Here is a 25,499-nt window from a genome sequence, read left to right on the forward strand (position 1 = left end):
TCAGTGCTCCCTGTTCACGGGCGGCGTGCCGTGGGTATGGAATGTCTCGATGGTCTTCAGGCCCCAGGCCTGACCCTTCTTGCGGTCGGTCTCCGTCCAGACGATCGGCTGCCAGTCGGGCGCCAGGATGAGGCGGGCGCCGGCGTTGGCGAGCTCGATCCGGTTGCCTGCCGGTTCCCAGACGTAGAGGAAGAAGGTGCCCTGGATGGCGTGCTTGTGCGGTCCCGTCTCGATGTGAACGCCGTTCTGCAGGAAGATGTCGGCGGCCCGCAGGATATCCTCGCGCTGGTCGGTGGCATAGGTGACGTGATGAAGACGCCCTTCGCCGCCGCCGTGTTCTTCGGTGCAGGCAAGATCATAGGTCTTGTTGTTGACGGTGAACCAGCAGCCGCCGATGCGACCGTTGTCGAGCTGGATCATCTCCGTGACGCGGGATCCGAGGCAAGTCTCCATGAAGCGGCGAAACGCGGTGACGTCGCTCGACAGGAGGTTCAGGTGGTCGAGCCGGCGCGGGGCGGCGCCGGTGAAGGCGGAGGCGGTGTTCTTCAATACGGCACGATCGGACTCCACTTGGGGCTTGTACCAGTTGGTTTCCCAGTAGATCTCGAACAGATGGCCGAACGGATCCTCGAAGCGGAAGGCGCGGCCATGCCCGAGATCGCCGTCGCTCCAGCCGTGGACCGTGTAGCCGGAAGCTTCGATCGCCTTGACGCGGCGCTCCAGCGCTTCCGGCGAAGCGACACGATAACCAATGTGGCCAAGGCCCGTCTGGTGATGGCGCGTCAGCTTGAGCGAATGGAACTCGTAGTCGTCCCAGGCGCGCAGGTAGGCGGAGTTTTCGTCCTCGGCGGAGAGCTTCAGGCCATAGACGCGAGTAAAAAAATCGAGGCTTTCGTCATAGCGGTCCGTGTACATCTCCACGTGACCGAGATGGGCGATGTCGTGACACTGTTCCACGATATGCTCCCTTACAGCTCGTCAACGGTGCGCGGGAAGATGGACTGGAAGCCTTCGGCATATTTGCAGTCGCGGCCGCCCGACTGACCACCCGAGTTGCGCTTGAAGTGGTTGGCGCGGTTGATGGCGACGCGGGTGTAATACTCCCACAGATGCTCCTGGCCCTCCATGCATTCGATGGCGGCGCGCTTCTTCTCCCAGACCGGAGTGATGTCGAGAAAGGTGTCCGGCTTCCAGCCCATCTGTTCCGTCTGGTGCGGTTCGAAGAGATAGAGCTGGGGCGCCCCCAGAACATTCTCGCCCGGATTATGGCCCCAGGCCTGGGCGATCATCCGGCACTCGAGGGTGACCTGCGTCGCGTACATATGGTCGGTGTTGTAGGGGTCGTATTGCGAATGGCTCAGCATAAAGCGCGGCTGCACCTTGCGGATGACGTCCACGAGCTGGTTCTTGTTGTCGCGGGTGAGCTCCAGCGGATAATCGCCGAGGTCCATGCTGACGAGGTCGTGGACGCCGAGCGCTTCCGCCGCGCGTTCGGCCTCCGCCCGCCGCGCATCCTTGACCCGCTCCAGCGTCATGCCCTCCTGCTTCCAGAGCTTGGCGCTCTCGCCGCGCTCGCCGAAGGAGAGGCAGACGACGGTGACGTTGTATCCCATCTGCGCATGGAGCGCGATCGCGCCGCCGCAGCGCCAGACGAAATCGGCCGCGTGCGCGCTGATGATGAGAGCAGTCTTGTTCGTCGACATGAAGGTTCCTCCTCAACCTCCGCCAGACTTGCGCGCCAGCCGCCGCACGACAAATGAAAAAGTCGCCAAGTTTCATAAGTTTTGGCTATAGTACATGGAAGTTGCGGGTGACATCTGCGACATTTCCCGCCACGGAGGAGGTGCAGATATGGCAGACGGCAACGTGGATTACCTTTCGAATATCGTCTTCATGGGCTTCGGAGAGGCGGGCCATGCAATCGCCTCCGGCTGGTCGAAAACCCGGCCCGGAACGGTCCGCGCTTATGACATCGCTCTGGCTGAAACGGGTGATGAGGCGCGGGCAGTGCGGGACCGTTGCAGCGATGCCGGGATCGAAGCCGTGGAAAGCCTGCAGAAAGCGCTCGCTGGCGCCAGGCTGGTCTTCTGTCTCGTGACGGCCGACCAGGCACTGGAGGCGGCGCGGACCGCGTCGCCCTATCTGCAGCAAGGCGTCCTCTGGCTGGACTGCAATTCCTGCGCGCCCTCGACGAAGGCGCGGGCAGCTCTTGTCATCGAAGCGGTCGGCGGCAGGTATGTGGACGTCGCGGTCATGGCACCGGTCTATCCGAAGCGCCATCAGGTGCCTCTCCTCTTGGCCGGCCCGCATGCGGAGGAGGCCGCAAGGCTGATCGAGCAATTGGAGATGCGCCCGAGGATCACGGGCGGGAAGGTCGGCGATGCCTCGAGCGTCAAGATGCTGCGCTCCGTGATGATCAAGGGCCTGGAAGCGCTGACGGCGGAGTGTCTGCTGGGAGCGCGGCGGGCGGGGGTCGAGGAGGCGGTGCTGGCCTCGCTTCAGGCCTCAGACCCCGGCATCGATTGGCGTGCCCGGAGCGCCTACAACCTGGAACGGATGATGGTGCACGGTGCGCGGCGGGCAGCCGAGGTGGAGGAAGTCTGTGTCACCCTGCAGGAGCTGGGGCTTCCCGACTGGATGAGCCGGGGAACGGTGGCATGGCAGCGCGCGGTTGCCACCCTTGGGCTGGAGCCCGGAGAGGATGATCTGACAGCGCGGGCGGATCTCATCCTGAGCAGGCTATGATCTCCCGAAACCTGAAACATCTCAGGCTTTTCGTTGCGGTGGCGGAGCTGAAGTCCGTGACGCAGGCTTCGGAGCGATGGCATGTGTCGCAGCCTGCCGTGACGCAGGCAATCAACAAGCTGGAGCTTGAGACAGGTGGGGGGCTGTTCGAGCGCAGCCGAAACGGCTTCTTTCCGACGCCCCGAGGCGAAATCCTGTTGCGGCGGGTGGAGAGCGCGTTCGGGTTGCTCGACCCTGTGCTGGCGACAATCTCTCCGCGGTTGCGGATCTCGCTCACCTACGCGCAGCTTCAGGCGCTGGTGGCCGTCAGCGAGACCGAGAACTTCACGCTTGCCGCGCGACAGCTGGGGCTGGCGCAACCCACGGTCCATCGCGCCGTCACCCAGATCGAACAGGAGGCGGCCCGCAGTCTCTTCGAGCGCACGGCCTTCGGCATTCTGCCGACGCGTCTTTGCCAGGCGCTGACGCAGGCGGCCCGGCTGGCGATCTACGAGCTGGATCAGGCGGACGCGGAACTGGCGGAGTTCGACGGCGGCGAAGCGGGGTCGATCGTGATCGGCGCCATGCCCCTGGCGCGCTCGGTTCTCCTGCCGACGGCACTTGTCCGGTTCCGGCAGCAGTACAGGGAGATGGCGGTGCGGGTGGTGGATGGGCCCTATCCCGGCATGCTGAGCGAATTGCGCCGAGGCAGCCTCGATATCCTGGTGGGCGCATTGCGGGAGCCGGCGCCCATCGACGACATCGTGCAGGAGGCGCTGTTTGACGACCGGCTGGCGCTCCTGTCGCGGCCCGATCATCCGCTCGGGGCGCAATCGGTCATCTCCGTGGACGATCTCCTCGCCTACCCTTGGGTCGTGCCGCACAGCGGCACGCCGACGCGGGCGCAGTTCGAGACCATCTTCTCCTCGGCCGGCAGACAGCCTCCCTCGCGCCTGATCGAGTCCGGGTCGCTGTTACTGATGCGCGGGCTGCTTCTGGAAAGCGATCATCTCTGCTGCATCTCGCATGTCCAGGCGCGCACGGAATGCGACCGGGGGCTTCTGCGGCAGCTGTCGTTTTCCACCGACGAACTTGTCAGGCCCATCGGCCTGACCTTCCGAGCCGGCTGGCGCCCGACCAACCCGCAGAGGAAGATGATCGAGATCCTTGGAGAGGTGGCCGCTCTCCTGGGCGAAGGCTCGCTCGGCCGCGGCGGGCGCTAGGCGGCCGGAGCGACGTCCGGCTGGAAGCTTGCAAGCATGCCGCTGTAAGTCTTCTCCACCGGGAAGGCATAGGCGCCGCGTTTGGCGGTGGAAAGCCCAAGGGTCACAAGGGCCTCCGCCTGCTTCACCGCCGCCGCGACACCGTCGATCACCGGGACGCCGAATTCGTTTTGCAGCTGCCGGGGCAGATCGGCCATGCCGGCGCAGCCCAAAACAATCGCTTCGGCCCGGTCGTCCCTCAGTGCGATCTCGATCTCCCGGCAGAGGCGCTCGCGGGCCGTGGACGCAGGATCTTCCAGCGAGAGGACTGGAATGTCTGCCGCGCGCACCCGGGCACGCATGCCCATGCCGTAGCGGTGAACCAGAGCCTCAACCGGAAGGCGGGAGCGTTCCATGGTCGTTACGACGGTGAAGCGCTGGGCGATGAAGGAGGCGGTGGCCACGGCGGCCTCGCAGATGCCGATGACCGGGATGCCGGCCATGGCCCGGGCCGCATCGAGGCCTGTGTCGTCGAAGCAGGCGATGATGGCCGCGTCGGCGCCATCACGCTCTCCCTGACGGATGGCCTGCAGCAGGCCGGGAACAGCCAGAGCCTCGTCGTAATAGCCTTCGATGGAGGCTGGGCCCATCGACGAGGTGACGGCGACTAGGTCTGTGCCGGTTGCCAGCACCCGCTCGGCTGCCGCGGCGATGCGGCGGGTCATGCTGGCGGTGGTGTTCGGATTGACGATCAGGATGCGCATGGCGATCATTCAGGCCTTGAGACGCCGCCGGTTGAGGCGGACGATGAGAAACAGGGTTCCCGCGATGACGAGGAAGGAGAAGGCCGTCGTGACGGTACCGAGCGCGTAGAGCACCGGCGTGGTGACGTTGGTGGTCATCGCGTAGATCTCGAGCGGCAGCGTGTTGTAGGTGCCGGCGGCCATCAGGGTACGCGCGAACTCGTCATAGGAAAGGGTGAAGCCGAAGAGGCCGACCCCGATCAGGCTGGGAGCGATGATCGGCAGCAGCACGTGGCGGAAGGCCTGCCAGGAGGAGGCGCCGAGATCGCGTGCCGCTTCCTCGTAGACGGGGGAGAAGCGGTTGAAGACGGCAAACATGATCAGCACGCCGAAGGGGAGCGTCCAGGTGAGGTGGGCGCCGAAGGCGGAGGAATACCAGGCCGGCGGAAGACCCGCCTGCTGGAAGAGCACGCCGATGCCGAGCGAGATGATGATGGAGGGCACGACGAGGCTTGCCACCGCCAGATAGAAGAGCGCCGTGGCACCGATGAAGCGCCGGCGGAAGGCAAGTCCGGCGAGCAGAGACACGGCGACAGTCGTTGCCATCACCATCAGCCCGAGCATCAGCGAGCGCCGGAACGAACCGCCGAAATCGCCGACCGCCTGGGTCTCGAAGAGATTGGCGAACCAGCGAAGGGAGACGCCATTTAGGGGGAATGTCAGCCCACCGTTAGGCCCCTGGAAGGACAGGATGAGGATGGCCGACAGCGGTCCGTACAGGAAGAGGACGAAAATGACGAAGAAGATGGCAAGCGCGTAGAACTCGCGGGAGCGTTTTTCTCTGTGCATCTAAAGCTCCTTGCGAATATCGACGATGCGCAGGATGCCGGCGACCATCAGGAGAACGAGGGCCAGCAGCACCACGGCATTGGCGGCGGCGGCCGGATACTGCAGGAGCGACATCTGGTTCTTCATCATCAGCGCCACGGACGCGCTCTGCCCGCCGGACATGACCTGTACGGTCGAGAAATCGGCCATCACCAGGGTCACGACGAAGATCGTGCCGATGGCCATGCCGGGCTTGGCCAGCGGCAGGATCACGTTGGTCAGCGTCTGCCAGCCGGAGGCGCCGGCATCGCGCGCCGCCTCGACCAGCGACTTGTCGATGCGCATCAGCGTGTTGAAGATCGGCGTCACCATGAACAGCGTGTAGAGGTGGACCATGGCGAGCACGACGGCGAAATCGGAGTAGAGCAGCCATTCGACCGGCTGCGAGATCAGCCCGCTGTTTACGAGCGTCGTGTTGACGAGGCCGTTGCGGCCGAGCACCGGGATCCAGGAGATCATGCGGATGATGTTGGACGTCAGGAAGGGCACGGTGCAGACGAGAAAGAGCACCATCTGCATGGCGGAGCTGCGGATGTGGAAGGCCAGGAAATAGGCCACCCAGAAGCCGACGAAGAGCGTGATGGCCCAGACCATGAAGGCGAACTTCAGCGTGTTGAGATAGGTCTTCCAGGTGACCCAGGATCCGAGTGTCTCGCCGTAGTTGAAGGTGACGAAATCCGGATACATCTGGGCGAAGTCATAGTCCCAGAAGCTGACCACCGTGATCATCAGGATCGGCAGGAGCAGGAAGCAGAACAGGATGATCGCCAGCGGCGCCGCCTGGAGGTAGGAGGTCAGCCAGGAGGGCATCCGGATCTCGCGCCTTGCCTTCGTCTCGCTGACGTCCGCGATCTGTGCTGTGGTCATGGTCTGCACCATTCTCCGGTTTGGCTGCCTCAAAACCCCCTCTGGCCTGCCGGCCATCTCCCCCACAAGGGGGGAGAGACCATGAGGCAACCTCTCGTCCGACATCGATCGAAGAGTGGGACGCAAAGCCCCTCCCCCTTGTGGGGAGGGGTTGGGGAGGGGACTTTCCGTCCCTTACGCTGCGATGAACTCGTTCCAGCGGCGGACCATGTAGCGGTCCTCGTCCATGACGGAGTTCCAGCAAGCGACCTTGCCCATGCGCTCCTCGAAGGAGCCGCCATCGCGCACGGCGCCGGCCTTTTCCATGACCTTGCCGTCGGGCGCGACGATGTCGCCCTGGGCAGGCTTGCCCTCCACCCAGAAGCCCCATTCGTCGGCGGACATGTGTTCCTTGGCGGTATCCATGGCGGCCGAATAGTAGCCCTGACGGTTGAGGTAGGCGCCGACCCAGCCGGAGGTGTACCAGTTGATGTATTCATAGGCTGCATCGAGCTGAGCACCGGACAAGTGTGCCGCCAGACCGAGGCCGCCGCCCCAGGAGCGATAGCCTTCCTTCAGCGGCTGGTACTTGCAGGCGATGCCCTTGCCGCGCACGGCCGCGACGGCCGGGGACCACATGGACTGGATGATCACTTCGCCCGAGGCCATCAGGTTGACGGACTCGTCGAAGCTCTTCCAGAAGGCCCGGAACTGGCCGTCCTTCTTGGCCTGGATCAGGAAGTCGATCGTCGCGTCGATCTCTTCCTTGGTCATGTTGCCCTTGTCGGCGTATTTGATGTTGCCCATGGCCTCCATGATCATGGCGGCATCCATGATGCCGATCGACGGAATGTTCAGGATAGAGGTCTTGCCCTTGAAGGCCGGGTCCATGATGTCGGCCCAGCTGGTGATCTCGCGGCCGACGAGGTCGGGGCGGATGCCGAGCGTATCGGCGTTGTAGATCGTCGGGACCATGGTGAAGAGGTCGGTCTCACCCTTGGCGAAGGTCTTGTCGCCGGCCTTCTCGACATAGCCGACCGTGTGCGGCGCCGTGCCCTGGGCGATGACGCTGTCGGGGGTCAGCTTGCCGTTTTTGAAGAGCGGCACGATCTTGTCGTAGTACTTAAGCTTGCTGATCTCCATCGGCTGGATGACGCCGGCCGGATAGACCTTCTTGAGGATCCAGTATTCGATGTCGGCGATGTCGTAGGAGTTCGGCTGGGTGACGGCGCGCTGGGCGGCGGCATCACTGTCGGTCGCGGTCATCTCCAGCGTGATGCCGAGATCTTCCTTGCACTTCTCGGCAATCGCATTGAGGTTCGACACGCCGGTGCCGAACTGGCGCAGCGTGATCGGGTTCTGGGCCCAGATGGTCGGGAAGCCGGTGATGGCACCGGAGCCGGCGGCGAAGCCGGCCGCAGCCGCACCGGTCTTCAGCAGGGATCGGCGGGTCACGCCCTTCGGCTGATTTGCTTTCGTCATGTCAGTTCTCCTCTGTTGGGCTTTGGCCTTCGTTATTGATGGAATTCACTGCCGGTGCGGCCGAGGACGATGACGTCCTCCTGGTTCCAGCAGAGATGCAGGGCATCGCCGATCCTGACGGGGGTGGCGAAGAATTCGCTGTCGCTGAGGATGGCGGTGAAATCCTCGATGCCGGCACCGGCCACCGAGATCTTCACCGAAGCGCCCCGGTATTCGATGTTGGTAATGGCTCCGGTGAAGCCCAGGCCTTCCTTGGCTGCCGTTCCGATCCGGACCCGGTCGGTGCGAATGGCGAGGTCGGCGGTCTCACCGATCTCATCCGTCGAATCGGTGGCAATGAAGCGGCCGCCCTGCGGGACCACAAGCGTCATGGTGCCGCCGCGGTGTTCGACGACGCGGCCGGAAATGACGTTGTGGTTGCCCATGAACCGCGCCACGAAGGCTGTCGCCGGCCGTTCGAAGACTTGGCGCGGTGCGGCGGCCTGCTCGACGCGCCCGTCGTTCATGACGACGATCACATCGGCGAGCGCCATGGCCTCCTCCTGGCTGTGGGTAACGTGCACGAAGGTGATGCCGAGAGAAGCCTGAAGCTTCTTCAGTTCGGCACGCATGCGCACTTTGAGAAAGGGGTCCAGCGCCGAAAGCGGCTCGTCCAGAAGGAGCGCCTGGGGATTGGTGATCAGCGCCCGGGCCAGCGCCACGCGCTGCTGCTGGCCGCCGGAGAGCTGCGCCGGCTTTCTCGTCGCGTAGGCCTGAAGCTCCATGAGCTCCAGCATCTTCATCGCCTTTGCGCGGCGCTCGTCCTTGGGGGCGCCCTTCATCTTCAGGCTGAAGGCGACGTTGTCGACGAGGTCGAGATGCGGGAACAGCGCATAGGACTGGAACATCATGGCGGTGCCGCGCCGCGCCGGCGGCAGATCGGTCACCACGGTGTTGCCGAGCCGGATGTCGCCGCTGGTGATCGTCTCGTGGCCGGCGATCATGCGAAGCGTCGATGTCTTGCCACATCCGGAGGGGCCGAGCAGGCAGCAATAGGTCCCGCCGGGGATCTTGATGCTGATAGCCTCCACGGCAGTCGTCGTGCCGTAGAGCTTGGTTACCGAAGCAATGTCTATCTCAGATGCTTTGTTCATCACTGTCACCCCTGCTGACCTGATCATGCAGAGTTCGTGCCAGTTTCGCTTTGCCTGCCGTGGACGTGGATTTTCGCTCCTGTTCCGCAAGTTGCCACCCGGACCTGCGTAAACCAGAAGCGATTGCTGTCACTGCCGTGGCTAAATTGTATGCAATCGGGCTTGCGGTTTGTGAGCGCTTGGCATGGGCGATGCGTAACGTTAGAAGTGTGCGATCCGGAAGCAGCCCATGAACATCAAACAAGACATATCCTCACCCGAGTCCGCCACCGAAGATCGTGCTCTCGCGATCCGCGACGCCTTGCGCAACGCGATTGTCGATCGCCGGCTGACGCCCGGGACCAAGCTTACGGAGAGCGAGGTGGGGGCCTTGTTCGACGTCAGCCGGACGGTTGCGCGGGCGGGGCTGCAAATGCTGTCGTTCGAAGGGCTGGTGCGCCTGGAGCGCAACCGGGGTGCCTTCGTCTCCAACCCGACACCGGAGGAGGCACGCCAGGTTTTCGCCTCACGCCGGCTGATCGAACCGGGTGTGGTGATGTCGGCGCTCGAGCGGCTCGATGCAGACAAGATCGCGATCCTGAGGCACCAACTGGAGGAAGAGAGCCGCTACCTCAACGAACGCGGCCCCACGGCCCGGCGTGCGGAAATCAAGGCGTCGGGGGATTTTCACCTGCTGCTCGCCTCGATGGCGGGCAATGCGATCCTCGAACGGTTCATGGAAGAACTCATCGCCCGCTCCTCGCTGGTCATCGCCCTCTATGGGCGGTCGGGCATTTCGAGCTGCGGCCATAATGAGCACATGGCGGTCCTTGCGGCCCTGGAGGCCGGTGACGGGGAACGGGCGCGAGACCTGATGCTGCGCCACATCGACCATATCGAGGCCGATCTGGATCTGCAGGTGCGTGATGTCACGCGGCTGAAGGACGCTCTCGATCTGGCCTAGGACAAGAGCGTCTGCGTCAGCGGGTGGTTCGGGTTGGCCAGGCCGTCGAGGACGTTGAAGTGATGCCTGTCCGGCTCTTCCACCGCCTCCGTCTCGGCGCCGAGGCCTTTCCACAGGTTGGCGAGCAGGGCGTTCTGGCGCAGGAATTCCGATCTTTCGGTGGCGCCGACCCAGCAGGTGAGTCGTGCGCCATTCATTGGCTCCAGCAGCGCCGGGCTTTCCCGCCAGGCTTCCTGGCGGTCGATGTTGAGCTGGGCGTTCATGGCGGTGTGCATCAGGGGCCGCAGATCGTGGACTCCCGAGAGTGAAACCGTGTGGGCGACGCGGGCTTGCACCTCTTGCGGGAGCGGAGACGTGGTGGTGATCATGCGCGTCACCAAGTGCCCGCCGGCGGAATGTCCGATCAGCCGGACCGGCCCCTCGACCAGTTCCGCCGCTTTTTCGATGGCGGCTCCCACCTCTGCTGTGATGCCGGAAATCCGGATGTCCGGGCAGAGCGTGTAGGAGGGCATGGCCACGGCAAAACCTGCCTCGACCGGACCGCGGGCGAGATGGGACCAGTAGGACCTGTCGAGCCGTAGCCAGAAGCCGCCATGCACGAAGACGACCAGTCCGCGCGGCTCTCCCGCCGGCAGGAACAGATCCAGCTTGTTGCGTTCTCCCTCGCCGTAGGGGATGCCAAGCTTCGCTTGTCCCGCCTCCAGCTTGGCCTGCCGGTACATCCGCGCCGGTTCGATCCAGAGCCCCGGCCAGCGCTCGCCGCCGGCGATGTTCGGCCCGTTGGCATAGGCGTCGTCCCAGTCGGTGATGCGGTGGCGCATGTGATCCTCGGCTTGCTGCTTGCTGTGTCGCCCATACTGGCATCTGCCTGCTTGAGGCGGAAGAGGCCAAAGATCGGGTGAGGCCAAAATTATTACAAACTTAAAACTTCTCTCTTGCCAGCGGGCGGGCGCGGTGCTTTTCTGGTGGAAAGGCAAAAATGCCGCGGCCGCCGCACCGGAAACATCCGGGCGTCGGACCAGAAGAACGCATGGGAACTCGACGATGAAACTGGGACCGACAGGCCACCTGGATACGTTTGCCCGCGATAATCTTCCGCCCTCCAATCAGTGGCCGGAGATCCTTGTCGACGGCTTCGATTATCCCGAGTGGCTGAACTGCGCCGTGGAGCTCACCGACCGCATGGTCGAGCGCGGCTTCGGGGACCAGACGGCCCTGATCGGCAACGGCCGGCGTCGTACCTACAAGGAGCTCTCCGACTGGACGAACCGCATCGCCCGGGCGCTGACGGAGGATTACGGACTGAAGCCCGGCAATCGGGTGCTGATCCGTTCGGCCAACAATCCGGCCATGGTCGCCTGCTGGCTGGCGGCGACGAAGGCCGGGGCCGTGGTCGTCAACACCATGCCGATGCTGCGTGTCGGTGAAATCGCCAAGGTGGTCGACAAGGCAGAAGTGACCATGGCGCTCTGCGACACGCGCCTGATGGACGAACTGGTGGCCGTCGCCAAGGAAAGCCGCTTCCTGACGCAGGTGATCGGCTTCGACGGAACGGCCAATCACGATGCCGAGCTGGACCGCGCGGCGCTGGACAAGCCGGTGAAATTCGAGGCGGTGAAGACTGGCCGCGACGACGTGGCGCTGCTCGGCTTCACCTCGGGTTCGACGGGCGTGCCGAAGGCAACGATGCACTTCCACCGCGATATCCTGATCATTGCCGATGCCTATGCGAAGGAAGTGCTCGACGTGACGCCCGACGACGTCTTCGTCGGATCGCCGCCGCTTGCCTTCACCTTCGGGCTCGGCGGTCTTGCGGTCTTCCCATTGCGCTTCGGGGCTGCGGCGACACTTTTGGAGCAGGCGACGCCGGCGAAGATGATCGAGATCATCGAGACCTACAAGGCGACAGTCTGCTTCACCGCGCCGACGGCCTATCGCGCCATGCTGGCGGCAATGGACAAGGGTGCCGACCTCTCGTCGCTCCGCGTCGCCGTCTCCGCAGGGGAAACCCTGCCGGCACCGGTCTACGACGAATGGGTGCGCAAGACCGGCAAGCCGATCGTCGACGGCATCGGCTCGACGGAGATGCTGCACATCTTCATCTCCAACCGGCTGGATGATTCGAGGGCGGCCTGCACCGGCAAGCCGCTGGCCGGCTACCAGGCCATCGTCGTCGACGACGACATGCGCGAAGTGGCGCCGGGGACCGTCGGCAAGCTTGCCGTGAAGGGGCCGATCGGTTGCCGCTATCTCGCCGACGATCGTCAGGGGGACTATGTCCGCGACGGCTGGAACCTGACGGGGGATTCCTTCATCCGCGACGAGGACGGCTATTTCCATTTTGCCGCGCGCTGCGACGACATGATCGTGTCCGCGGGCTACAATATCGCGGGGCCGGAGGTCGAGGCGGCACTCCTGAAACACGAGGCCGTGGCGGAATGCGCTGTGATCGGCGTGCCCGATACCGAACGTGGCCATGTCGTGGAAGCGCATGTGGTTCTGGTGGACGGCAGTGCCGCCTCGGACGCCATGGCCAAGCTGCTCCAGGAACACGTCAAGAGCATCATCGCGCCCTACAAATATCCGCGTTCCATCGTCTTTGCCGATACGCTTCCGAAGACCGAGTCCGGCAAGATCCAGCGGTTTCGGCTGAAGCAGGCGAGGGCGGCATGATGCGGCTGACTACGGGAAAAGCCGTAGCGCGCCGCTTCGGCAGTGGACGTTCTTTTGCAAGTATGGAAGGTATCGCCAATAGCGGTCGGCTCTAAAGCCGACCCGGATATCCGGCTGCGAGATCAAGGGGTCCGTGCCTGGACTGGGACGACAAGAACAACTGGGAGTTCAAAAAATGAAGACACTGGTTTCTGCAGCCACGCTTGCGCTCAGCATGAGCGTTTCCGGCCTCGCCTTTGCCGAACCCGTCAAGATCGGGATGATCACCACGCTTTCGGGCGGCGGTGCCGGCCTCGGCATCGATACGCGTGACGGCTTCATGCTGGCCATCAAGCAGGCCGACAACAGCGAGATCGAAGTCATCACCGAAGACGACGGACAGAAGCCGGAACTGGCCGTCCAGATCGCCGACAAGATGATCCAGAGCGATCAGGTCGACATCCTGACCGGCATCGTCTGGTCCAACCTGCTGATGGCGGTCGCCCCGAGCGCGGTGGCCCAGGGCAAGTTCTACGTGTCCACCAATGCGGCACCCGCGGCCCTTGCCGGCGCAAACTGCAACCCGCTCTACTTCAATGCCGCCTATCAGAACGACAATCTTCACGAGGCCATGGGCGAATACGCCAACAAGGACTACAAGAAGATCTTCATCATGGCGCCGAACTATCCGGCCGGTAAGGATTCGCTGACCGGCTTCAAGCGCTACTACAAGGGTGAACTGGCCTCGGAAGTCTACACGCAGGTCGGCCAGACCGACTATGCCGCCGAGATCGCCCAGATCCGCGCGTCCGGCGCAGATGCCGTGTTCGCCTTCCTGCCGGGCGGCATGGGCATCGCCTTCATGAAGCAGTATGCGCAGTCGGGCGTCGAGATCCCGGTCATGGGTCCTGGCTTCTCCTTCAGCCAGGACGTGCTTCCCGCCATCGGCGACGCAGCGCTCGGCGCCAAGGCCTCCGGCCAGTGGGCTCCGGACTTCGACACGGAGGTCAGCAAGAAGTTCCTCGCCGACTTCCAGGCTGAATACGGCCGCCTGCCATCCATCTATGCCGTCCAGGCCTATGATGCGGCGCAGCTGATCCTGTCGGCGGCTGCCAAGGCCGACGTCAAGGATACCGATGCGTTCCGTGCAGAGCTTCTCAAGGCGGACATCCAGTCGCCGCGCGGCGACTTCAAGTTCAACACCAACCAGCATCCGATCCAGGACATCTACCTGACGGAAGTGGTGAAGGGTGCGGATGGCGTTCTCACCAACAAGACCGTCGAGAAGATCTTCGACGATCATGAAGACGCCTATGCCAAAGACTGCAAGATGTAAGGCCAGTCAGTGACACTCGCACTTGCTCTTGAGCAGTTGCTCAATGGCCTTCAGCTCGGCGTCATGTTGTTTCTCATGGCTGCCGGGCTGACGCTGATCTTCGGCGTCATGGGCCTGATCAATCTCGCACACGGTTCTCTCTACATGGTGGGCGCCTTCGCCTGCGCGGCTGTGGCGGCAGCGACGGGGTCCTTCTGGCTCGGTCTTGTCGCCAGCCTCGCCTGCGCGGCGGCGGCCGGAGCTATCATCGAACTCCTCGTCATCCGAAGGCTCTATGATCGGGAGCATCTCGACCAGGTGCTGGCGACTTTCGCGCTGATCCTCATCTTCTCGGAAGGAACGCGCTGGGTGTTCGGATCCTTCCCACTCTATCTCGACATTCCGCCCTTGCTTCAGGGCGCTGTGGCGCTGCCCGGCGGCGCGCAATATCCCGTCTATCGCCTGGCGATCATCGCTGCAGGCGCCCTGGTGGCGCTCGGCCTCTATCTGCTGATCGGCAAGACGCGGCTTGGCATGCGCATCCGCGCTGGCGAGAGCGACCGCGAGATGATCGGGGCGCTCGGCGTCGACATCCGCACGCTCTATACCGTCGTCTTTGCGCTGGGGGCCGCCCTTGCGGGCCTTGCTGGCGCCATGGTCGGCGCGCTGCAGTCGGTGCAGGTCGGCATGGGCGAACCGGTTCTCATCCTTGCGTTCGTGGTCATCGTCATCGGCGGCATCGGCTCGATCAAGGGCGCGCTTCTCGGTGCTCTCCTGGTGGGCGTCGTTGACACCATGGGCCGCCTGCTGCTGCCGCAGCTCTTCTCGCTTTTCGTGCCGCCGTCACAGGCCGGCATGATCGGTGCCGCCGCGGCTTCCATGCTGATCTACGTGATGATGGCGCTGATCCTGGCCGTCAAGCCGCGCGGGCTCTTCCCCGCAGCCCATGCGTGAGGCCGCCATGCTGAGCCGTGAAAGCCTCATCAATATCGTGCTGGCCGTGTTGTTGCTCGCAGTGCCGCTCGTCGCCAATGCCTACGGCGAACCCTTCTATGTGACGCTCGCCACACGCGTCGCCATTCTGGCGCTTGCGGCCACGGGGCTCAATCTCGCGCTCGGGCTCGGCGGGCTCGTCTCCTTCGGGCACGCGGCCTTCTTCGGCATCGGCGGTTATGCGGCAGGCATCCTTGCCACCCACGGCTTCTCTGGCGATCCGCTCTTCTTCGGCCTGTCCGGCACGAACCAGATGCCGGTGATCTGGCTGGTGGCCATGATCGCCGCCGGCCTGGTAGGGCTGCTGATCGGAGCGATCAGCCTGCGGACGTCCGGCGTCTACTTCATCATGATCACGCTCGCCTTCGCGCAGATGGTCTATTATTTCGCCATCTCCTGGCCGGCCTATGGTGGCGAGGACGGGCTGTCGATCCTGGTGCGCAACCAGTTCCCCGGCATCAACACGATGCGGCCGGTGAACTTCTTCCTGATCTGCTACGTGGCGCTGATGGCGGCGCTCGGCCTCTTCGTGCTGATCCGCAGCTCGCGCTTCGGCACCGCGCTGCAGGCGGCGCGGCAGAACGAGGTGCGGGTCGCCACCGTCGGCATCGCGCCCTATCGCATCCGGTTGACCGCCTTTGCGCTGTCCGCCGCCATGACCGGACTTGCGGGCGCCCTGTTTGCGGATCTCAACCGCTTCGTCAGTCCCTCCATGCTGTCCTGGCATATGTCGGGAGAACTGATCGTGCTGATCATTCTCGGCGGCACGGGGCGATTGTTCGGCCCGCTGGCGGGTGCCGCCCTCTTCGTCATCTTCGAATATGTGCTGGGCGGGCTGACGGAACGCTGGCAGTTCTTCCTCGGCCTGATCCTGCTCGGCACCGTGCTCTTTGCGCGCGGCGGGCTGCTCGGGCTTCTGGCCGGAAAGGCACGTCATGGCTGATCCCGTTCTGCAACTCACCGACCTCTCGAAATCCTTCGGCGCATTGCGGGCGACCGACGGCGTGTCGCTCGACCTGAGGCCCGGCGAGATTCACGCCCTGATCGGCCCGAACGGCGCCGGCAAGTCGACGCTGATCCACCAGATCTGCGGCACGCTCCGGCAGGATTCCGGCACCATCCGCTTTGTCGGCCAGGACATCGGTCATCTCGGCGTTGCCGAGCGCTCGCGCCTCGGACTGGGGCGGACCTTCCAGGTGTCTTCGCTGGCCTCCGAATTCTCCGCCCTGCGCAATGTCATGCTGGCGGTGCAGGCGCAGCAGGGATCGAGCTTCCGCTTCTTCAAACCGGTGATGAGTGACGCCTCGCTGATCGATACGTCCATGTCGATGCTGGAGCGGGTCGGCCTGCAGGACCGGGCCCGGCTTCCCGCCGCCGAACTCTCGCACGGCGAGCGGCGCAAGCTCGAGATCGCCATCGCCCTGGCGCTGAACTCCAAAGCCTTTCTGCTCGATGAGCCGATGGCCGGCATGGGACCGGAAGGCTCCAAATCGCTGACGGGCTTCCTCGACGGGCTGCGCCAGGAGGCGCCGATCCTGCTCGTCGAACACGACATGGACGCGGTGTTCGCGCTCGCCGACCGCATCTCCGTGCTCGTCTACGGCAAGGTGATCGCTACCGGAACGGTGGACGAGATCCGCAGCGATCCGGCCGTTCGCACGGCCTATCTGGGAGACCACGCCTGATGCTGCTCGATGTTGTAAAGATCGAAGCCTCCTATGGCGCAAGCCAGGCCCTGTTCGGCGTCGATCTCGCCGTTGCGGAAGGCGAGGCGGTGGCGCTGATGGGCCGCAACGGCATGGGCAAGACCACCACCATCCGGGCGATCTGCAATCTCACCCCGCCGCGGGCCGGATCGGTCCGGCTGGCCGGCACCGATCTGAAGGGCAAGCCGTCGCACCGGGTCGCCAAGCTCGGTATCGGGCTCGTGCCGGAAGGACGCCGCTGCTTTCCCAACCTGACGGTCCACGAGAACCTCGTTGCCGCCGCCCGTCCGGGACCCTGGACGCTGGAGCGGGTCAACGCGCTGTTTCCGCGCCTCGCCGAGCGGCATGCGCAGATGGCGCGGTCGCTGTCGGGCGGCGAGCAGCAGATGCTGGCGATTGGCCGTGCCCTGATGACCAATCCGCGGCTCCTCATCCTCGACGAGGCGACGGAAGGTCTGGCGCCGGTCATCCGCCAGGACATCTGGGCGGCGATCCGCAAGCTGAAGGCGGAGGGGCTTTCGATCCTGGTGGTCGACAAGACGCTGTCGGAGCTGCTGCCGGTCGCCGACCGCTGCGTCATCCTCGAAAACGGCAAGAGCGTGTGGCAGGGTACGTCTGCAGAGCTGACCGCCGACGTGCAGGATCGCTATCTCGGCGTCTGAGCCGCCGCAAACATCGGCCCGCCCTTATGGGCCGGAAAGCCGTAGCCGTTGATCATCACCAGATCGATGTCGCTCTCGCGGGCGGCGATGCCTTCCTCGATAAGCAGGCGGCCTTCATCGGCCATGGCAGCGAGCAGGCGCTGGATGATTTCGGCGGCAGAGAAGTGGCGCGGCGTCAGGCCCTTGGCTGCCCGGCATGACTCGATGATCGCGGTAACCTGCGGGTCCACCTCTCGTCTCCCGTCCGCATAGGCATACCAGCCGCGGCCGGCCTTCTGGCCGAGACGGCCCGCCTCGCAGAGCCGGTCGGCGATCTCCACATAGCGTTCAGAGGGATCGCGCGTCGCGGCCTGCCGCTTGCGGCGGGCCCAGGCGATCTCCAGCCCGGCCATGTCGTAGACGGCAAACAGGCCCATGGGGAAGCCGTAATCCTCCAGCGCCGCATCGATCTCCTGCGGCAACGCACCGTCCTCCAGGAGATATTCCGCCTCGCGGCGATAGGCGGAGAAGATGCGGTTGCCGATAAAGCCTTCCGTGACGCCGGTGACGATCGCCAGCTTGCGCAGCCTCTTTGCCACCGCAAGTCCGGTCGCCAGCACGTCCGGCGCCGTCCTGGCGCAACGGACGACTTCTAGGAGCCGCATGACGTGCGCCGGCGAGAAGAAATGCAGGCCGAGCACGCGCTCCGGATATTGCGTCCGCGCGGCGATCTCGTCCGGGTTCAGGTAGCTGGTGTTGGTGGCCAGCACGGCGTCGGCGCGCAGCACGCGGTCGAGCCGGCGAAAGAGATCGACCTTCACCTCGACATCGTCGAACACGGCTTCGATCACGAGATCGCACGGGCCGAGGTCTTCGTCGCGGGCCGACACGGCAAGCCGCTCCGCCTGCTTGTCCCGGGCATCCTGGTCCATTCGGCCGGTCGCAAGGGCGCGGTCGAGCAGGGCGAGGATGCGGTCTCGGCCCTGCGCCGCTGCTGTCTCGTCGCGGTCGAGGCCGATGACGCTGTAACCGGCGGCAAGCGCTGCGACGGCAATGCCGCTGCCCATCAGGCCGAGGCCAGCGATGCCGATCGTGGCGACCGGACGCGGCTCGATGCCGTTGAGGCCTTCGACCTTCGATGCCTGGCGTTCCGCAAAGAAGACGTGCCGCAGGGCTGCCGCCTCGGCGCTGTCGCGCAGGCGCAGGAAGGTTGCCCGTTCGTCGGCCAGGCCTTCGGCAAGCGGTTGTCCGGCCATTTCCACAAGCCTCACGGCTTCGGCCGGAGCCCGCTGGCCGCGTGCCCTGGCGAGGACCTTCGACCGTGCCGTTTCGATCGCGGCAGGATCGGCGGTCGGGAGGATTTGCTCACCGGTGCGGCGGAGGGGACGGCTGGCCACTTCCTGCGCGGCGATGATGGCTGCCTCCAGCGGATGCCCGTCCGTGACCGCGTCGAGGATGCCAAGCGACAGCGCCTCCGCCGCCTTGACGCTGCGGCCGGTGCCGATGAGGTCGATGGCCGCGGGGATGCCGATGAGGCGCGGCAGGCGCTGGGTGCCGCCGGCGCCGGGAACGAGGCCGAGCTTCACTTCGGGCAAGCCCAGTTGAGCAGCCGGCGAGGCGATGCGATGATGGCAGGCGAGTGCCACCTCCAGGCCGCCGCCGAGCGCTGCGCCCTGAATGGCCGCCACCACCGGTTTCTCAAAGGACTCGATCCGTTCGATGACGGCGGGCAGGAGAGGGGCGACCGGCGGCTGGCCGAATTCCTTGATATCGGCGCCGCCGATGAACGTCTTTCCGGCTCCGGTGAGGACGATGCCACGCAGGCTTTCGGATACGGCCGCGTGATCGAGCGCGGCCATCAGGCCGGCGCGGACATCCCGGGACAGCGCGTTGACCGGCGGATTGTCGATGGTCACCAGCAGCACGTCCTGGCGGATCTCGCCGCGGACGCTGTCGGAGAAGGAGATCGCACTGTCCGTCATCGGTCTACTCCGGCACGACGGCGATGGCCTGGATCTCGATCTTCGCCCGATCTTCTATGAGGGCCGCCACCTGCATGGCCGCCATGGCCGGAAAATTCCGGCCCATGACATCGCGGTAGACGCGACCGATGCCCTTGAGGTTGGCGAGATATTCCGCCTTGTCGGTGAAGTACCAGGTCATGGTGGTGACGTGCTCCGGTCCGGCGCCGCCGGCGGCCAGCACGGCCACGACATTCTCCAGCGTCTGGCGCACCTGTTCGACGAAATCGTCGCTTTCGAACTGGCACTGGCCGTTCCAGCCGATCTGGCCGCCGACATAGATCTGCCGACCGCGGGCCGAGACGCCGTTGGAATAGCCGATCGGCTTTGCCCAGCCTTCGGGCTGAAGGATGTCATGCATGCGTCTTCTCCGGAGGCGCGGCCTTCAGCAGCTCGCGCGCGATGATGAGTTTCTGGACTTCGGTGGCGCCCTCGTAGATCCGCAGCGCCCGGATCTCGCGGTAGAGGCTTTCGACGATCTCCCCGCGTTGCACGCCCCGGCCACCGAACATCTGGACGGCGCGGTCGATGACGGCCTGCGCCGTTTCGGTCGCCGTCATCTTGGCCATGGCCGCCTCCTTGGTGGTCGGCAGGCCCTGGACGTCGCGCCGCCAGGCGGCGCGGTAGGTGAGAAGAGCCGCCGCATCGATACCGGCCGCCATGTCGCCGAAGGCTGCCTGCGTCAGCTGCAGGTCTGAAAGCGTCGCACCGAACATCGGACGGCTCCGGGCATGCGCCAGCGCTTCGTCCATGGCGCGGCGGGCAAAGCCGAGCGCCGCGGCCGCCACAGAAGCGCGGAAGATGTCGAGGGTGCGCATGGCGATCTTGAAGCCCTCGCCGGGAGCACCGAGAAGCCGATCGGCGGGGATGCGGCAGTTTTCAAAGCGGATGGTCGCCAGCGGATGCGGCGCGATCACGTCGATGCGCTCGGCGATGGAGAAGCCTGGGTCATCGGCATAGACGACGAAGGCGGCGATGCCGCGTGTTCCGGGTGCCTCGCCGGTGCGGGCAAATACGGTGTAGACATCGGCGATGCCGCCATTGGAGATCCAGGTCTTCTCGCCGTCGAGCACATAATGGGCGCCATCCCGGCGGGCCGCGCAAGTCATGGCCGCGACATCGGAGCCGGCTTCCTGTTCGGAGAGGGCAAAGGCGGAGATCCACTCGCCGGATCGGGCCTTCGGCAGCACCGTGCGGCGCAGCGTCTCGGATCCGGAAAGGCCGATGGCACCGGTCCCCAACCCCTGCATGGCAAAGGCGAAATCGGCAAGCCCGTCATGCCAGGCGAGCGTCTCGCGGGTCAGGCAGACGGCGCGGGAATCGATCGGCACCGTGCCGCCGGCACCCGTCGCGGCGTCCAGCAGTCCGGCGTCGCCCAGTGATCGAACGAGGGCGCGGCAGGCGCGATCAGTATCGTCATGGTCGATGCCGGAGAGGGCGCCCGATGCGGCATGAGCGTCGAGTTTCTCCGCAAGCGCGCGGTGGCTTGCATCAAAGAAAGGCCAGTCGAGATGCTCGCGGGTCGGTCCGGCAAGCGGGGTCTGCGCCGCCATGTCAGTTCCCCTCAAAGACGGGCTTGCGCTTTTCGGCGAAGGCCTCGAAGGCGCGGCGGAAGTCCCTGGTGGCCATGCAGACGGCCTGGGCCTGCGCCTCGGATTCGATCATCTCGTCGAGACCCATGGCCCATTCCTGGTTCAGCATGGTCTTCGTCATCGTGTGCGCGAACCACGGTCCGTCGGCCAGCGAATGGGCAAGCTTGCCGGCTTCCGCCTCGACGGCCTCGGCGGGGTGCAGGGCATTGTAGAAGCCCCAGGCGTGGCCTTCCTCAGCGCTCATCGAGCGGCCGGTGAACAGAAGTTCTGCAGCGCGGCCCTGTCCGATGATGCGCGGCAGGATCCCGCAGGCGCCCATGTCGGCGCCCGCCAGTCCGACGCGGGTGAAGAGGAAGGCGGTCTTTGCCTCGGGTGTCGCAAGCCGCATGTCGGAGGCCATGGCGAGGATGGCGCCGGCGCCGGCGCAGATGCCGTCGATCGCCGCAATAATCGGCTGCGGGCATTTCTTCATCGCCTTGACGAGGTCGCCCGTCATCCGGGTGAAGGCGAGGAGGTCCGGCATGGCCATCTGCGTCAAGGCCTCGATGATCTCGAAGACATCGCCGCCGGAGGAGAAATTGCCGCCGGCGCCGGTCAGGACCACGGCCCGGACATCGGATGCATAGGCGAGATCGCGAAAGAGGTCGCGTAGTTCGGCGTAGCTTTCAAAGGTCAGCGGGTTCTTGCGCTCCGGACGGTTCAGCCGGATCGTTGCGACGCGGCCGTCCTCGCTCACCTCCCAGAGAAAGTGTCGTGCCTGATAGTCCTTGAAGGGGCGCAGATGACCTGCCATCGAAACCGTGCTCATCCTGCCAGTACCTCCCCGCCGGCGATGGCGATCGCCTGGCCGTTGATCGAGCTCGCGCCGGGCGACGCCAGCCAGAGAACGGCGTCTGCCACTTCCTCCGGCGTGATCAGCCGCCCCTGCGGATTGTTTTTGGTGAAGGCGGAGGCCGCCTCCTCGTGGCTGCGTCCGGTCTTCGTCATGATCGTCTTGATCGCCTGCGCAATCATCGGCGTATCCGTAAAACCCGGGCAGACCGCGTTGACGGTGATGCCTGTCTTCACCAGTTCCAGCGCCAGTGATCGCGTCAGGCCGATCACACCGTGCTTGGCGGCGGTGTACGCCGAAACATAGGCATAGCCGGTGAGGCCGGCGGTGGACGCGACATTGATGATGCGCGCGCCAGGCCCACGCGCCTTCAGATCGCCAAGGGCCGCCTGCGTGACCAGGAAGACGCCGGTCAGATCCACCGCAAGCACGTGGTTCCAGACCTCCAGCGAGGTCTTCTCGAAGGGTGCTGTCGGTGCTTCGCCGGCATTGTTGACGAGGATATCGATCGAACCGAAGGCGGCGCGGGCTTTGGCTACGCCGTCGCCGATGGCCGTCGCGTCGGCGACGTCGAAGCCGGCCGCAACCTGCGCCGAGGAACCGATCTGCGCCGCCAGCGCTTCGAGCGGCGTCGCGCGGCGACCGGCCAGCGTGACGCGGGCGCCTGCCCCAGCGAGCGCCACCGCGATGGCCGAGCCGATGCCGCTGCCGGCACCGGTCACCAGCGCGTGGCGTCCTTCCAGCTTCCTGTTGCCGTCCATCAACCGATCCTCACTTTGCTGGAGCCGTGCGCGCCAGGTTGGTCTCGTACTGCTGCTTGCCGGAATAATACTGCTTCGGCCAGGCAATGTCGGTGAGACCGATGCGGGCAGCTTCGTGCAGCACCCAGGCCGGATCGGCGAGATGCGGCCGGGCGACGGCGCAGAGATCGGCGCGGCCGGCCGCGATCACCGAGTTGGCGTGATCGGCCTCGGAGATGGCGCCCACGGCCATGGTGGGAATGCCGACCTCGTTGCGGATCTTGTCGGAGAAGGGCGTCTGGAAGAGGCGGCCGTAGACCGGTTTCTCCTCCTTCCAGACCTGGCCCGACGAGCAGTCGATCATGTCGGCACCCGCCTCCTTGAACATCCGCGCGAAGATCGCCGCGTCTTCCGGCGTGTTGCCGCCTTCGAACCAGTCGTGGCAGGAGAGGCGCACAGAGATCGGCTTGTCCTCCGGCCAGACGGCGCGGATGGCACGGAACACCTCGAGCGGATAGCGGGCGCGGTTCTCGTGGCTGCCGCCGTACGCGTCGGTGCGATGGTTGGTCAGCGGCGACAGGAAGCTCGACAGCAGATAGCCGTGGGCGCAGTGCAGTTCCAGCCAGTCGGCTCCGGCACTGGCGGCAAGCTCGGTCGCACGCACGAAGTCTGCCTTCACCCGATCCATGTCGGCGCGGTCCATGGCCTTGGGGACCTGACTGTGCTTCAGATAGGGCAGCGCCGAAGCCGAAATCAGCGGCCAGCCGCCGTCTTCAAGCGGCTGATCCATGCCGTCCCAGGCGCGTTTCGTGGCGCCCTTGCGGCCAGCGTGGCCAAGCTGGATGCCGACCTTGGCGGTGCTGTTGGAATGGGTGAAGTCGACGAAGCGCTTCCAGCCCGCCGCCTGCTCATCGTTCCAGAGGCCGAGACAGCCGGGGGTGATGCGCGCGTCCGGCGAGACACAGGTCATCTCGCCGAAGATCAGGCCAGCGCCGCCGAGTGCGCGGGCGCCGAGATGCACGAGATGGAAGTCGCCGATCAGGCCGTCAGTTGCGGAATACATGGCCATGGGCGACATGACGATGCGGTTCTTCAGCGTCACGCCGCGCAGCGTATAGGGCGTGAACATCGGCGGCGGCACCTTGCCCTTGGCATTCGGCTCGACGCCGGCCTCGGCGGCGAACCAGCGTTCGTAGCCTTCGAGCCATGCCTTGTCGCGCAGGCGCAGGTTCTCGTGGCTGATGCGCTGCGAGCGGGTCAGCATGGAGTACATGAACTGCTCGGGCGGCAGCGTGTCGGCGTAGCGCTGACCCACCACCTCGAACCATTCCATCGCATTGCGGGCGGCATTCTGGATGCGGGCAACGTCGACGCGGCGGATCTCTTCGTAGGTCTCAAGGACCGCCGGGATCTGGTCGCGGGTGTGGCCGTGCTTGTTGAACTGATTGGCGAGTTCGATGGCGTCGTCGATTGCCAGCTTGGTGCCGGAGCCGATGGCGAAATGGGCGGTGTGGGCGGCATCGCCCATCAGCACAACATGCGACTTCCCGTTGAAATGGCTCCACTTGCCGCAGATCAGGCGATTGAAGTTGAGCCAGGCCGAGCCGCGCAGATGCCGCGCATTGGTCATCAGCTCCGCACCGTCGAGCACCTCGGAGAAGAGGGTCTGGCAGAAGTCGATGGAGCCCTGCTGGTCCATCTGGCCGAGCTGATGCTTCTCGTAGGCTTCCTCCGTCGTCTCGACGATGAAGGTCGAGGTATTCTCGTCGAACTTGTAGATGTGGGCCTGAAACCAGCCGTGATCGGTCTTGCGGAAATCGAAGGTGAAGGCGTCGTAGAGCTTGTTGGTGCCAAGCCAGATGTAGCGGTTGGGCCGCGTCACGAGATCGGGCTGAAAGACTTCCGCATAGCGGTTGCGGATCTTCGAGTTGAAGCCATCCGACGCGATGACGAGATCGGCGTCCGGGTAGTCGAGATCGCTGGCGACATCGGTTTCGAAGACGAGTTCGACACCCAGCGTTTCGCAGCGGCGCTGCAGGATGTTGAGGAGCTTCTTGCGCCCGATGCCGACGAAGCCGTGGCCGGAGGTGCGCTGGCGGGTGCCCTTGAACCAGACCTCGATGTCGTCCCAGTGATTGAAGGCGTCCTCGATTTCGGCGGCGCTCTCGGGATCCCAGGCGCGCATGGCCTGCATGGTGGCGTCGGAAAACACGACGCCCCAGCCGAAGGTGTCATAGGCCCGGTTTCGCTCCACCACGGAGATCTGATGCTCCGGATGCTGCTTCTTCATCAGAAGCGCGAAATAGAGCCCGGCCGGTCCGCCGCCGATGCAGACGATGCGCATGAAGCAATCCTCCTCAGTTCCCGTCTTATTATTTTAAGTTTAAACTATATAAACGCTCCGAGGAGCGTCAAGCGCTTTTTCGGGTGAGGGCAGTTGCAAGCCAGCGATCCTTTGACATTTCAAATTGTGCTTCGTAGTTGTTCCTTGAGGTGGAGGATGAAAGTGCGGATGGATATCACCGACAGCCAATCGGCCAGCGGCGATCTGGAAATGATCGTGCATGGTCCCAGCGGACGCAACAAGCCGGAGACCCGGCTGTGGTTGCGCATGCTGTCCACGACCAAACTCATCACCACGGAAATCCGTCGCCGTCTTCGCGCCGAGTTCGGCGCGACCCTGCCGCAGTTCGACCTGATGGCGCAGCTCTATCGGGAGACGGACGGTTTGCGGCTTGGCGAGCTTTCCAAGCGGACCATGGTCACCAACGGCAATGTCACGGGTCTTGTGGAGCGGCTGGAGACGGACGGGCTCGTCAGGCGGGTGACGCCGGACAAGGACCGGCGGGTCACCGTCGCGCAGCTGACGCCGGCGGGAACCGAACTCTTCACGGCCATGGCAGCGGCGCACGAGGGCTGGCTGCGCGAGCTTTTCGCGGATCTCGATGCCGAGACGGTGGATGCGCTCTGGTCGGACATCGGGCGGGTCAAGACCTCCGCCAGCAACCACCTGTCCGGTGCAGACGTCGAATAGCCTAGACCCGAA

Annotated in this window: 24 protein-coding genes; 10 read left to right on the forward strand and 14 right to left on the reverse strand. The window is 64.8% G+C overall.

From position 1 onward, the window contains the following. Both EO99_RS0106255 and EO99_RS0106260 read right to left on the reverse strand, forming a co-directional pair. A complete protein-coding gene (locus EO99_RS0106255) occupies positions 1-957 on the reverse strand; it encodes a VOC family protein (RefSeq protein WP_029617785.1) in 957 nt (318 codons plus the stop codon). An 11-nt stretch (positions 958-968) separates the two neighbouring features. Further along, entirely contained in the window at positions 969-1,703 is a 735-nt protein-coding gene (locus EO99_RS0106260) for a PIG-L deacetylase family protein (RefSeq protein ID WP_029617786.1), read from the reverse strand. A 148-nt stretch (positions 1,704-1,851) separates the two neighbouring features. On the opposite strand from EO99_RS0106260, the gene EO99_RS0106265 reads away from it, so the two are divergent. Both EO99_RS0106265 and EO99_RS0106270 read left to right on the forward strand, forming a co-directional pair. Further along, positions 1,852-2,745 (forward strand): NAD(P)-dependent oxidoreductase, encoded by an 894-nt coding sequence (locus EO99_RS0106265; protein ID WP_029617787.1) that lies wholly within the window; start codon positions 1,852-1,854, stop codon positions 2,743-2,745. Then, the gene (locus EO99_RS0106270) at positions 2,742-3,947 is read left to right on the forward strand and encodes a LysR family transcriptional regulator (protein WP_037111182.1); all 1,206 of its coding nucleotides are present in this window, start codon (positions 2,742-2,744) and stop codon (positions 3,945-3,947) included. Before EO99_RS0106265 ends, EO99_RS0106270 begins: the two co-directional genes overlap by 4 nt. Here the strand turns inward: EO99_RS0106270 and EO99_RS0106275 are convergent. The 5 genes from EO99_RS0106275 to EO99_RS0106295 all read right to left on the reverse strand — a co-directional run bounded on the left by EO99_RS0106275 (position 3,944) and on the right by EO99_RS0106295 (position 9,018). Further along, entirely contained in the window at positions 3,944-4,690 is a 747-nt protein-coding gene (locus tag EO99_RS0106275; RefSeq protein ID WP_029617789.1) for an aspartate/glutamate racemase family protein, read from the reverse strand. The genes EO99_RS0106270 and EO99_RS0106275 overlap by 4 nt on opposite strands. A 9-nt stretch (positions 4,691-4,699) precedes the next feature. Then, complete coding sequence (locus EO99_RS0106280; RefSeq protein ID WP_029617790.1) at positions 4,700-5,518, reverse strand: ABC transporter permease; 819 nt, start codon at positions 5,516-5,518, stop codon at positions 4,700-4,702. Beyond that, on the reverse strand, positions 5,519-6,424 hold the full coding sequence (locus EO99_RS0106285; protein ID WP_029617791.1) for an ABC transporter permease: 906 nt from the start codon (positions 6,422-6,424) through the stop codon (positions 5,519-5,521). It lies immediately after the preceding gene. A gap of 174 nt (positions 6,425-6,598) precedes the next feature. Then, positions 6,599-7,885 (reverse strand): ABC transporter substrate-binding protein, encoded by a 1,287-nt coding sequence (locus EO99_RS0106290; RefSeq protein WP_029617792.1) that lies wholly within the window; start codon positions 7,883-7,885, stop codon positions 6,599-6,601. Positions 7,886-7,917: 32 nt separating this feature from the next. Beyond that, on the reverse strand, positions 7,918-9,018 hold the full coding sequence (locus EO99_RS0106295; protein ID WP_029617793.1) for an ABC transporter ATP-binding protein: 1,101 nt from the start codon (positions 9,016-9,018) through the stop codon (positions 7,918-7,920). A gap of 229 nt (positions 9,019-9,247) precedes the next feature. On the opposite strand from EO99_RS0106295, the gene EO99_RS0106300 reads away from it, so the two are divergent. After that, a complete protein-coding gene (locus EO99_RS0106300) occupies positions 9,248-9,961 on the forward strand; it encodes a GntR family transcriptional regulator (RefSeq protein ID WP_029617794.1) in 714 nt (237 codons plus the stop codon). Here the strand turns inward: EO99_RS0106300 and EO99_RS0106305 are convergent. Continuing rightward, the gene (locus EO99_RS0106305) at positions 9,958-10,782 is read right to left on the reverse strand and encodes an alpha/beta hydrolase (protein WP_029617795.1); all 825 of its coding nucleotides are present in this window, start codon (positions 10,780-10,782) and stop codon (positions 9,958-9,960) included. The two genes, EO99_RS0106300 and EO99_RS0106305, sit on opposite strands and share 4 nt — an antisense overlap. 223 nt (positions 10,783-11,005) lie before the next feature. On the opposite strand from EO99_RS0106305, the gene EO99_RS0106310 reads away from it, so the two are divergent. From EO99_RS0106310 to EO99_RS0106335, 6 genes are all read left to right on the forward strand, one after another. Further along, positions 11,006-12,634: an AMP-binding protein gene (locus tag EO99_RS0106310; protein ID WP_029617796.1), complete on the forward strand. Its 1,629-nt coding sequence runs from the start codon at positions 11,006-11,008 to the stop codon at positions 12,632-12,634. Between the two features lie 175 nt (positions 12,635-12,809). Next, positions 12,810-13,949 (forward strand): ABC transporter substrate-binding protein, encoded by a 1,140-nt coding sequence (locus EO99_RS0106315; protein WP_029617797.1) that lies wholly within the window; start codon positions 12,810-12,812, stop codon positions 13,947-13,949. 9 nt (positions 13,950-13,958) lie between these two features. Continuing rightward, complete coding sequence (locus EO99_RS0106320; RefSeq protein ID WP_029617798.1) at positions 13,959-14,882, forward strand: branched-chain amino acid ABC transporter permease; 924 nt, start codon at positions 13,959-13,961, stop codon at positions 14,880-14,882. 7 nt (positions 14,883-14,889) lie between these two features. Beyond that, positions 14,890-15,864: a branched-chain amino acid ABC transporter permease gene (locus tag EO99_RS0106325; RefSeq protein ID WP_037111189.1), complete on the forward strand. Its 975-nt coding sequence runs from the start codon at positions 14,890-14,892 to the stop codon at positions 15,862-15,864. Beyond that, on the forward strand, positions 15,857-16,606 hold the full coding sequence (locus EO99_RS0106330) for an ABC transporter ATP-binding protein (RefSeq protein WP_029617800.1): 750 nt from the start codon (positions 15,857-15,859) through the stop codon (positions 16,604-16,606). Before EO99_RS0106325 ends, EO99_RS0106330 begins: the two co-directional genes overlap by 8 nt. Beyond that, positions 16,603-17,289 carry an ABC transporter ATP-binding protein gene (locus tag EO99_RS0106335; RefSeq protein WP_210165072.1) on the forward strand — a complete coding sequence of 229 codons (687 nt, stop codon included), beginning with the start codon at positions 16,603-16,605 and terminating at the stop codon, positions 17,287-17,289. Before EO99_RS0106330 ends, EO99_RS0106335 begins: the two co-directional genes overlap by 4 nt. Here EO99_RS0106335 and EO99_RS0106340 read toward each other — a convergent pair. From EO99_RS0106340 to EO99_RS0106365, 6 genes are read right to left on the reverse strand one after another with little or no spacing between them, the layout of a single operon-like run. Then, entirely contained in the window at positions 17,274-19,250 is a 1,977-nt protein-coding gene (locus EO99_RS0106340; protein WP_029617802.1) for a 3-hydroxyacyl-CoA dehydrogenase NAD-binding domain-containing protein, read from the reverse strand. The two genes, EO99_RS0106335 and EO99_RS0106340, sit on opposite strands and share 16 nt — an antisense overlap. Before the next feature lie 4 nt (positions 19,251-19,254). Beyond that, on the reverse strand, positions 19,255-19,650 hold the full coding sequence (locus EO99_RS0106345) for a RidA family protein (protein WP_029617803.1): 396 nt from the start codon (positions 19,648-19,650) through the stop codon (positions 19,255-19,257). Beyond that, positions 19,643-20,842 (reverse strand): acyl-CoA dehydrogenase family protein, encoded by a 1,200-nt coding sequence (locus tag EO99_RS0106350; RefSeq protein ID WP_029617804.1) that lies wholly within the window; start codon positions 20,840-20,842, stop codon positions 19,643-19,645. The genes EO99_RS0106345 and EO99_RS0106350 overlap by 8 nt, the downstream gene beginning before the upstream one ends. Position 20,843: 1 nt before the next feature. Beyond that, a complete protein-coding gene (locus EO99_RS0106355; RefSeq protein ID WP_029617805.1) occupies positions 20,844-21,689 on the reverse strand; it encodes an enoyl-CoA hydratase family protein in 846 nt (281 codons plus the stop codon). Continuing rightward, on the reverse strand, positions 21,686-22,474 hold the full coding sequence (locus EO99_RS0106360) for an SDR family NAD(P)-dependent oxidoreductase (protein WP_029617806.1): 789 nt from the start codon (positions 22,472-22,474) through the stop codon (positions 21,686-21,688). Before EO99_RS0106360 ends, EO99_RS0106355 begins: the two co-directional genes overlap by 4 nt. Before the next feature lie 10 nt (positions 22,475-22,484). Next, positions 22,485-24,797, reverse strand: coding sequence for a bifunctional salicylyl-CoA 5-hydroxylase/oxidoreductase (locus EO99_RS0106365; protein WP_029617807.1), 2,313 nt, complete (start codon positions 24,795-24,797; stop codon positions 22,485-22,487). Positions 24,798-24,965: 168 nt separating this feature from the next. Here EO99_RS0106365 and EO99_RS0106370 point away from each other — a divergent pair, with 168 nt between their 5' ends. Continuing rightward, complete coding sequence (locus EO99_RS0106370) at positions 24,966-25,487, forward strand: MarR family winged helix-turn-helix transcriptional regulator (RefSeq protein ID WP_156034657.1); 522 nt, start codon at positions 24,966-24,968, stop codon at positions 25,485-25,487. Positions 25,488-25,499 lie beyond the last annotated feature (12 nt).

It is taken from the genome of Pseudorhizobium marinum, from assembly GCF_000705355.1.
Lineage (GTDB): Bacteria > Pseudomonadota > Alphaproteobacteria > Rhizobiales > Rhizobiaceae > Neorhizobium > Neorhizobium pelagicum.

What these genes read in the sequence shown, in the direction of transcription:
- EO99_RS0106340 (WP_029617802.1), bottom strand. Translation starts at nt 19,250, where the DNA reads ATGACGGACAGTGCGATCTCCTTCTCCGACAGCGTCCGCGGCGAGATC.
- EO99_RS0106370 (WP_156034657.1), top strand. Translation starts at nt 24,966, where the DNA reads ATGGATATCACCGACAGCCAATCGGCCAGCGGCGATCTGGAAATGATC.
- EO99_RS0106310 (WP_029617796.1), top strand. Translation starts at nt 11,006, where the DNA reads ATGAAACTGGGACCGACAGGCCACCTGGATACGTTTGCCCGCGATAAT.
- EO99_RS0106265 (WP_029617787.1), top strand. Translation starts at nt 1,852, where the DNA reads ATGGCAGACGGCAACGTGGATTACCTTTCGAATATCGTCTTCATGGGC.
- EO99_RS0106365 (WP_029617807.1), bottom strand. Translation starts at nt 24,797, where the DNA reads ATGCGCATCGTCTGCATCGGCGGCGGACCGGCCGGGCTCTATTTCGCG.
- EO99_RS0106285 (WP_029617791.1), bottom strand. Translation starts at nt 6,424, where the DNA reads ATGACCACAGCACAGATCGCGGACGTCAGCGAGACGAAGGCAAGGCGC.
- EO99_RS0106280 (WP_029617790.1), bottom strand. Translation starts at nt 5,518, where the DNA reads ATGCACAGAGAAAAACGCTCCCGCGAGTTCTACGCGCTTGCCATCTTC.
- EO99_RS0106270 (WP_037111182.1), top strand. Translation starts at nt 2,742, where the DNA reads ATGATCTCCCGAAACCTGAAACATCTCAGGCTTTTCGTTGCGGTGGCG.
- EO99_RS0106305 (WP_029617795.1), bottom strand. Translation starts at nt 10,782, where the DNA reads ATGCGCCACCGCATCACCGACTGGGACGACGCCTATGCCAACGGGCCG.
- EO99_RS0106260 (WP_029617786.1), bottom strand. Translation starts at nt 1,703, where the DNA reads ATGTCGACGAACAAGACTGCTCTCATCATCAGCGCGCACGCGGCCGAT.
- EO99_RS0106315 (WP_029617797.1), top strand. Translation starts at nt 12,810, where the DNA reads ATGAAGACACTGGTTTCTGCAGCCACGCTTGCGCTCAGCATGAGCGTT.
- EO99_RS0106295 (WP_029617793.1), bottom strand. Translation starts at nt 9,018, where the DNA reads ATGAACAAAGCATCTGAGATAGACATTGCTTCGGTAACCAAGCTCTAC.
- EO99_RS0106300 (WP_029617794.1), top strand. Translation starts at nt 9,248, where the DNA reads ATGAACATCAAACAAGACATATCCTCACCCGAGTCCGCCACCGAAGAT.
- EO99_RS0106290 (WP_029617792.1), bottom strand. Translation starts at nt 7,885, where the DNA reads ATGACGAAAGCAAATCAGCCGAAGGGCGTGACCCGCCGATCCCTGCTG.
- EO99_RS0106355 (WP_029617805.1), bottom strand. Translation starts at nt 21,689, where the DNA reads ATGAGCACGGTTTCGATGGCAGGTCATCTGCGCCCCTTCAAGGACTAT.
- EO99_RS0106325 (WP_037111189.1), top strand. Translation starts at nt 14,890, where the DNA reads ATGCTGAGCCGTGAAAGCCTCATCAATATCGTGCTGGCCGTGTTGTTG.
- EO99_RS0106275 (WP_029617789.1), bottom strand. Translation starts at nt 4,690, where the DNA reads ATGCGCATCCTGATCGTCAATCCGAACACCACCGCCAGCATGACCCGC.
- EO99_RS0106330 (WP_029617800.1), top strand. Translation starts at nt 15,857, where the DNA reads ATGGCTGATCCCGTTCTGCAACTCACCGACCTCTCGAAATCCTTCGGC.
- EO99_RS0106360 (WP_029617806.1), bottom strand. Translation starts at nt 22,474, where the DNA reads ATGGACGGCAACAGGAAGCTGGAAGGACGCCACGCGCTGGTGACCGGT.
- EO99_RS0106345 (WP_029617803.1), bottom strand. Translation starts at nt 19,650, where the DNA reads ATGCATGACATCCTTCAGCCCGAAGGCTGGGCAAAGCCGATCGGCTAT.
- EO99_RS0106350 (WP_029617804.1), bottom strand. Translation starts at nt 20,842, where the DNA reads ATGGCGGCGCAGACCCCGCTTGCCGGACCGACCCGCGAGCATCTCGAC.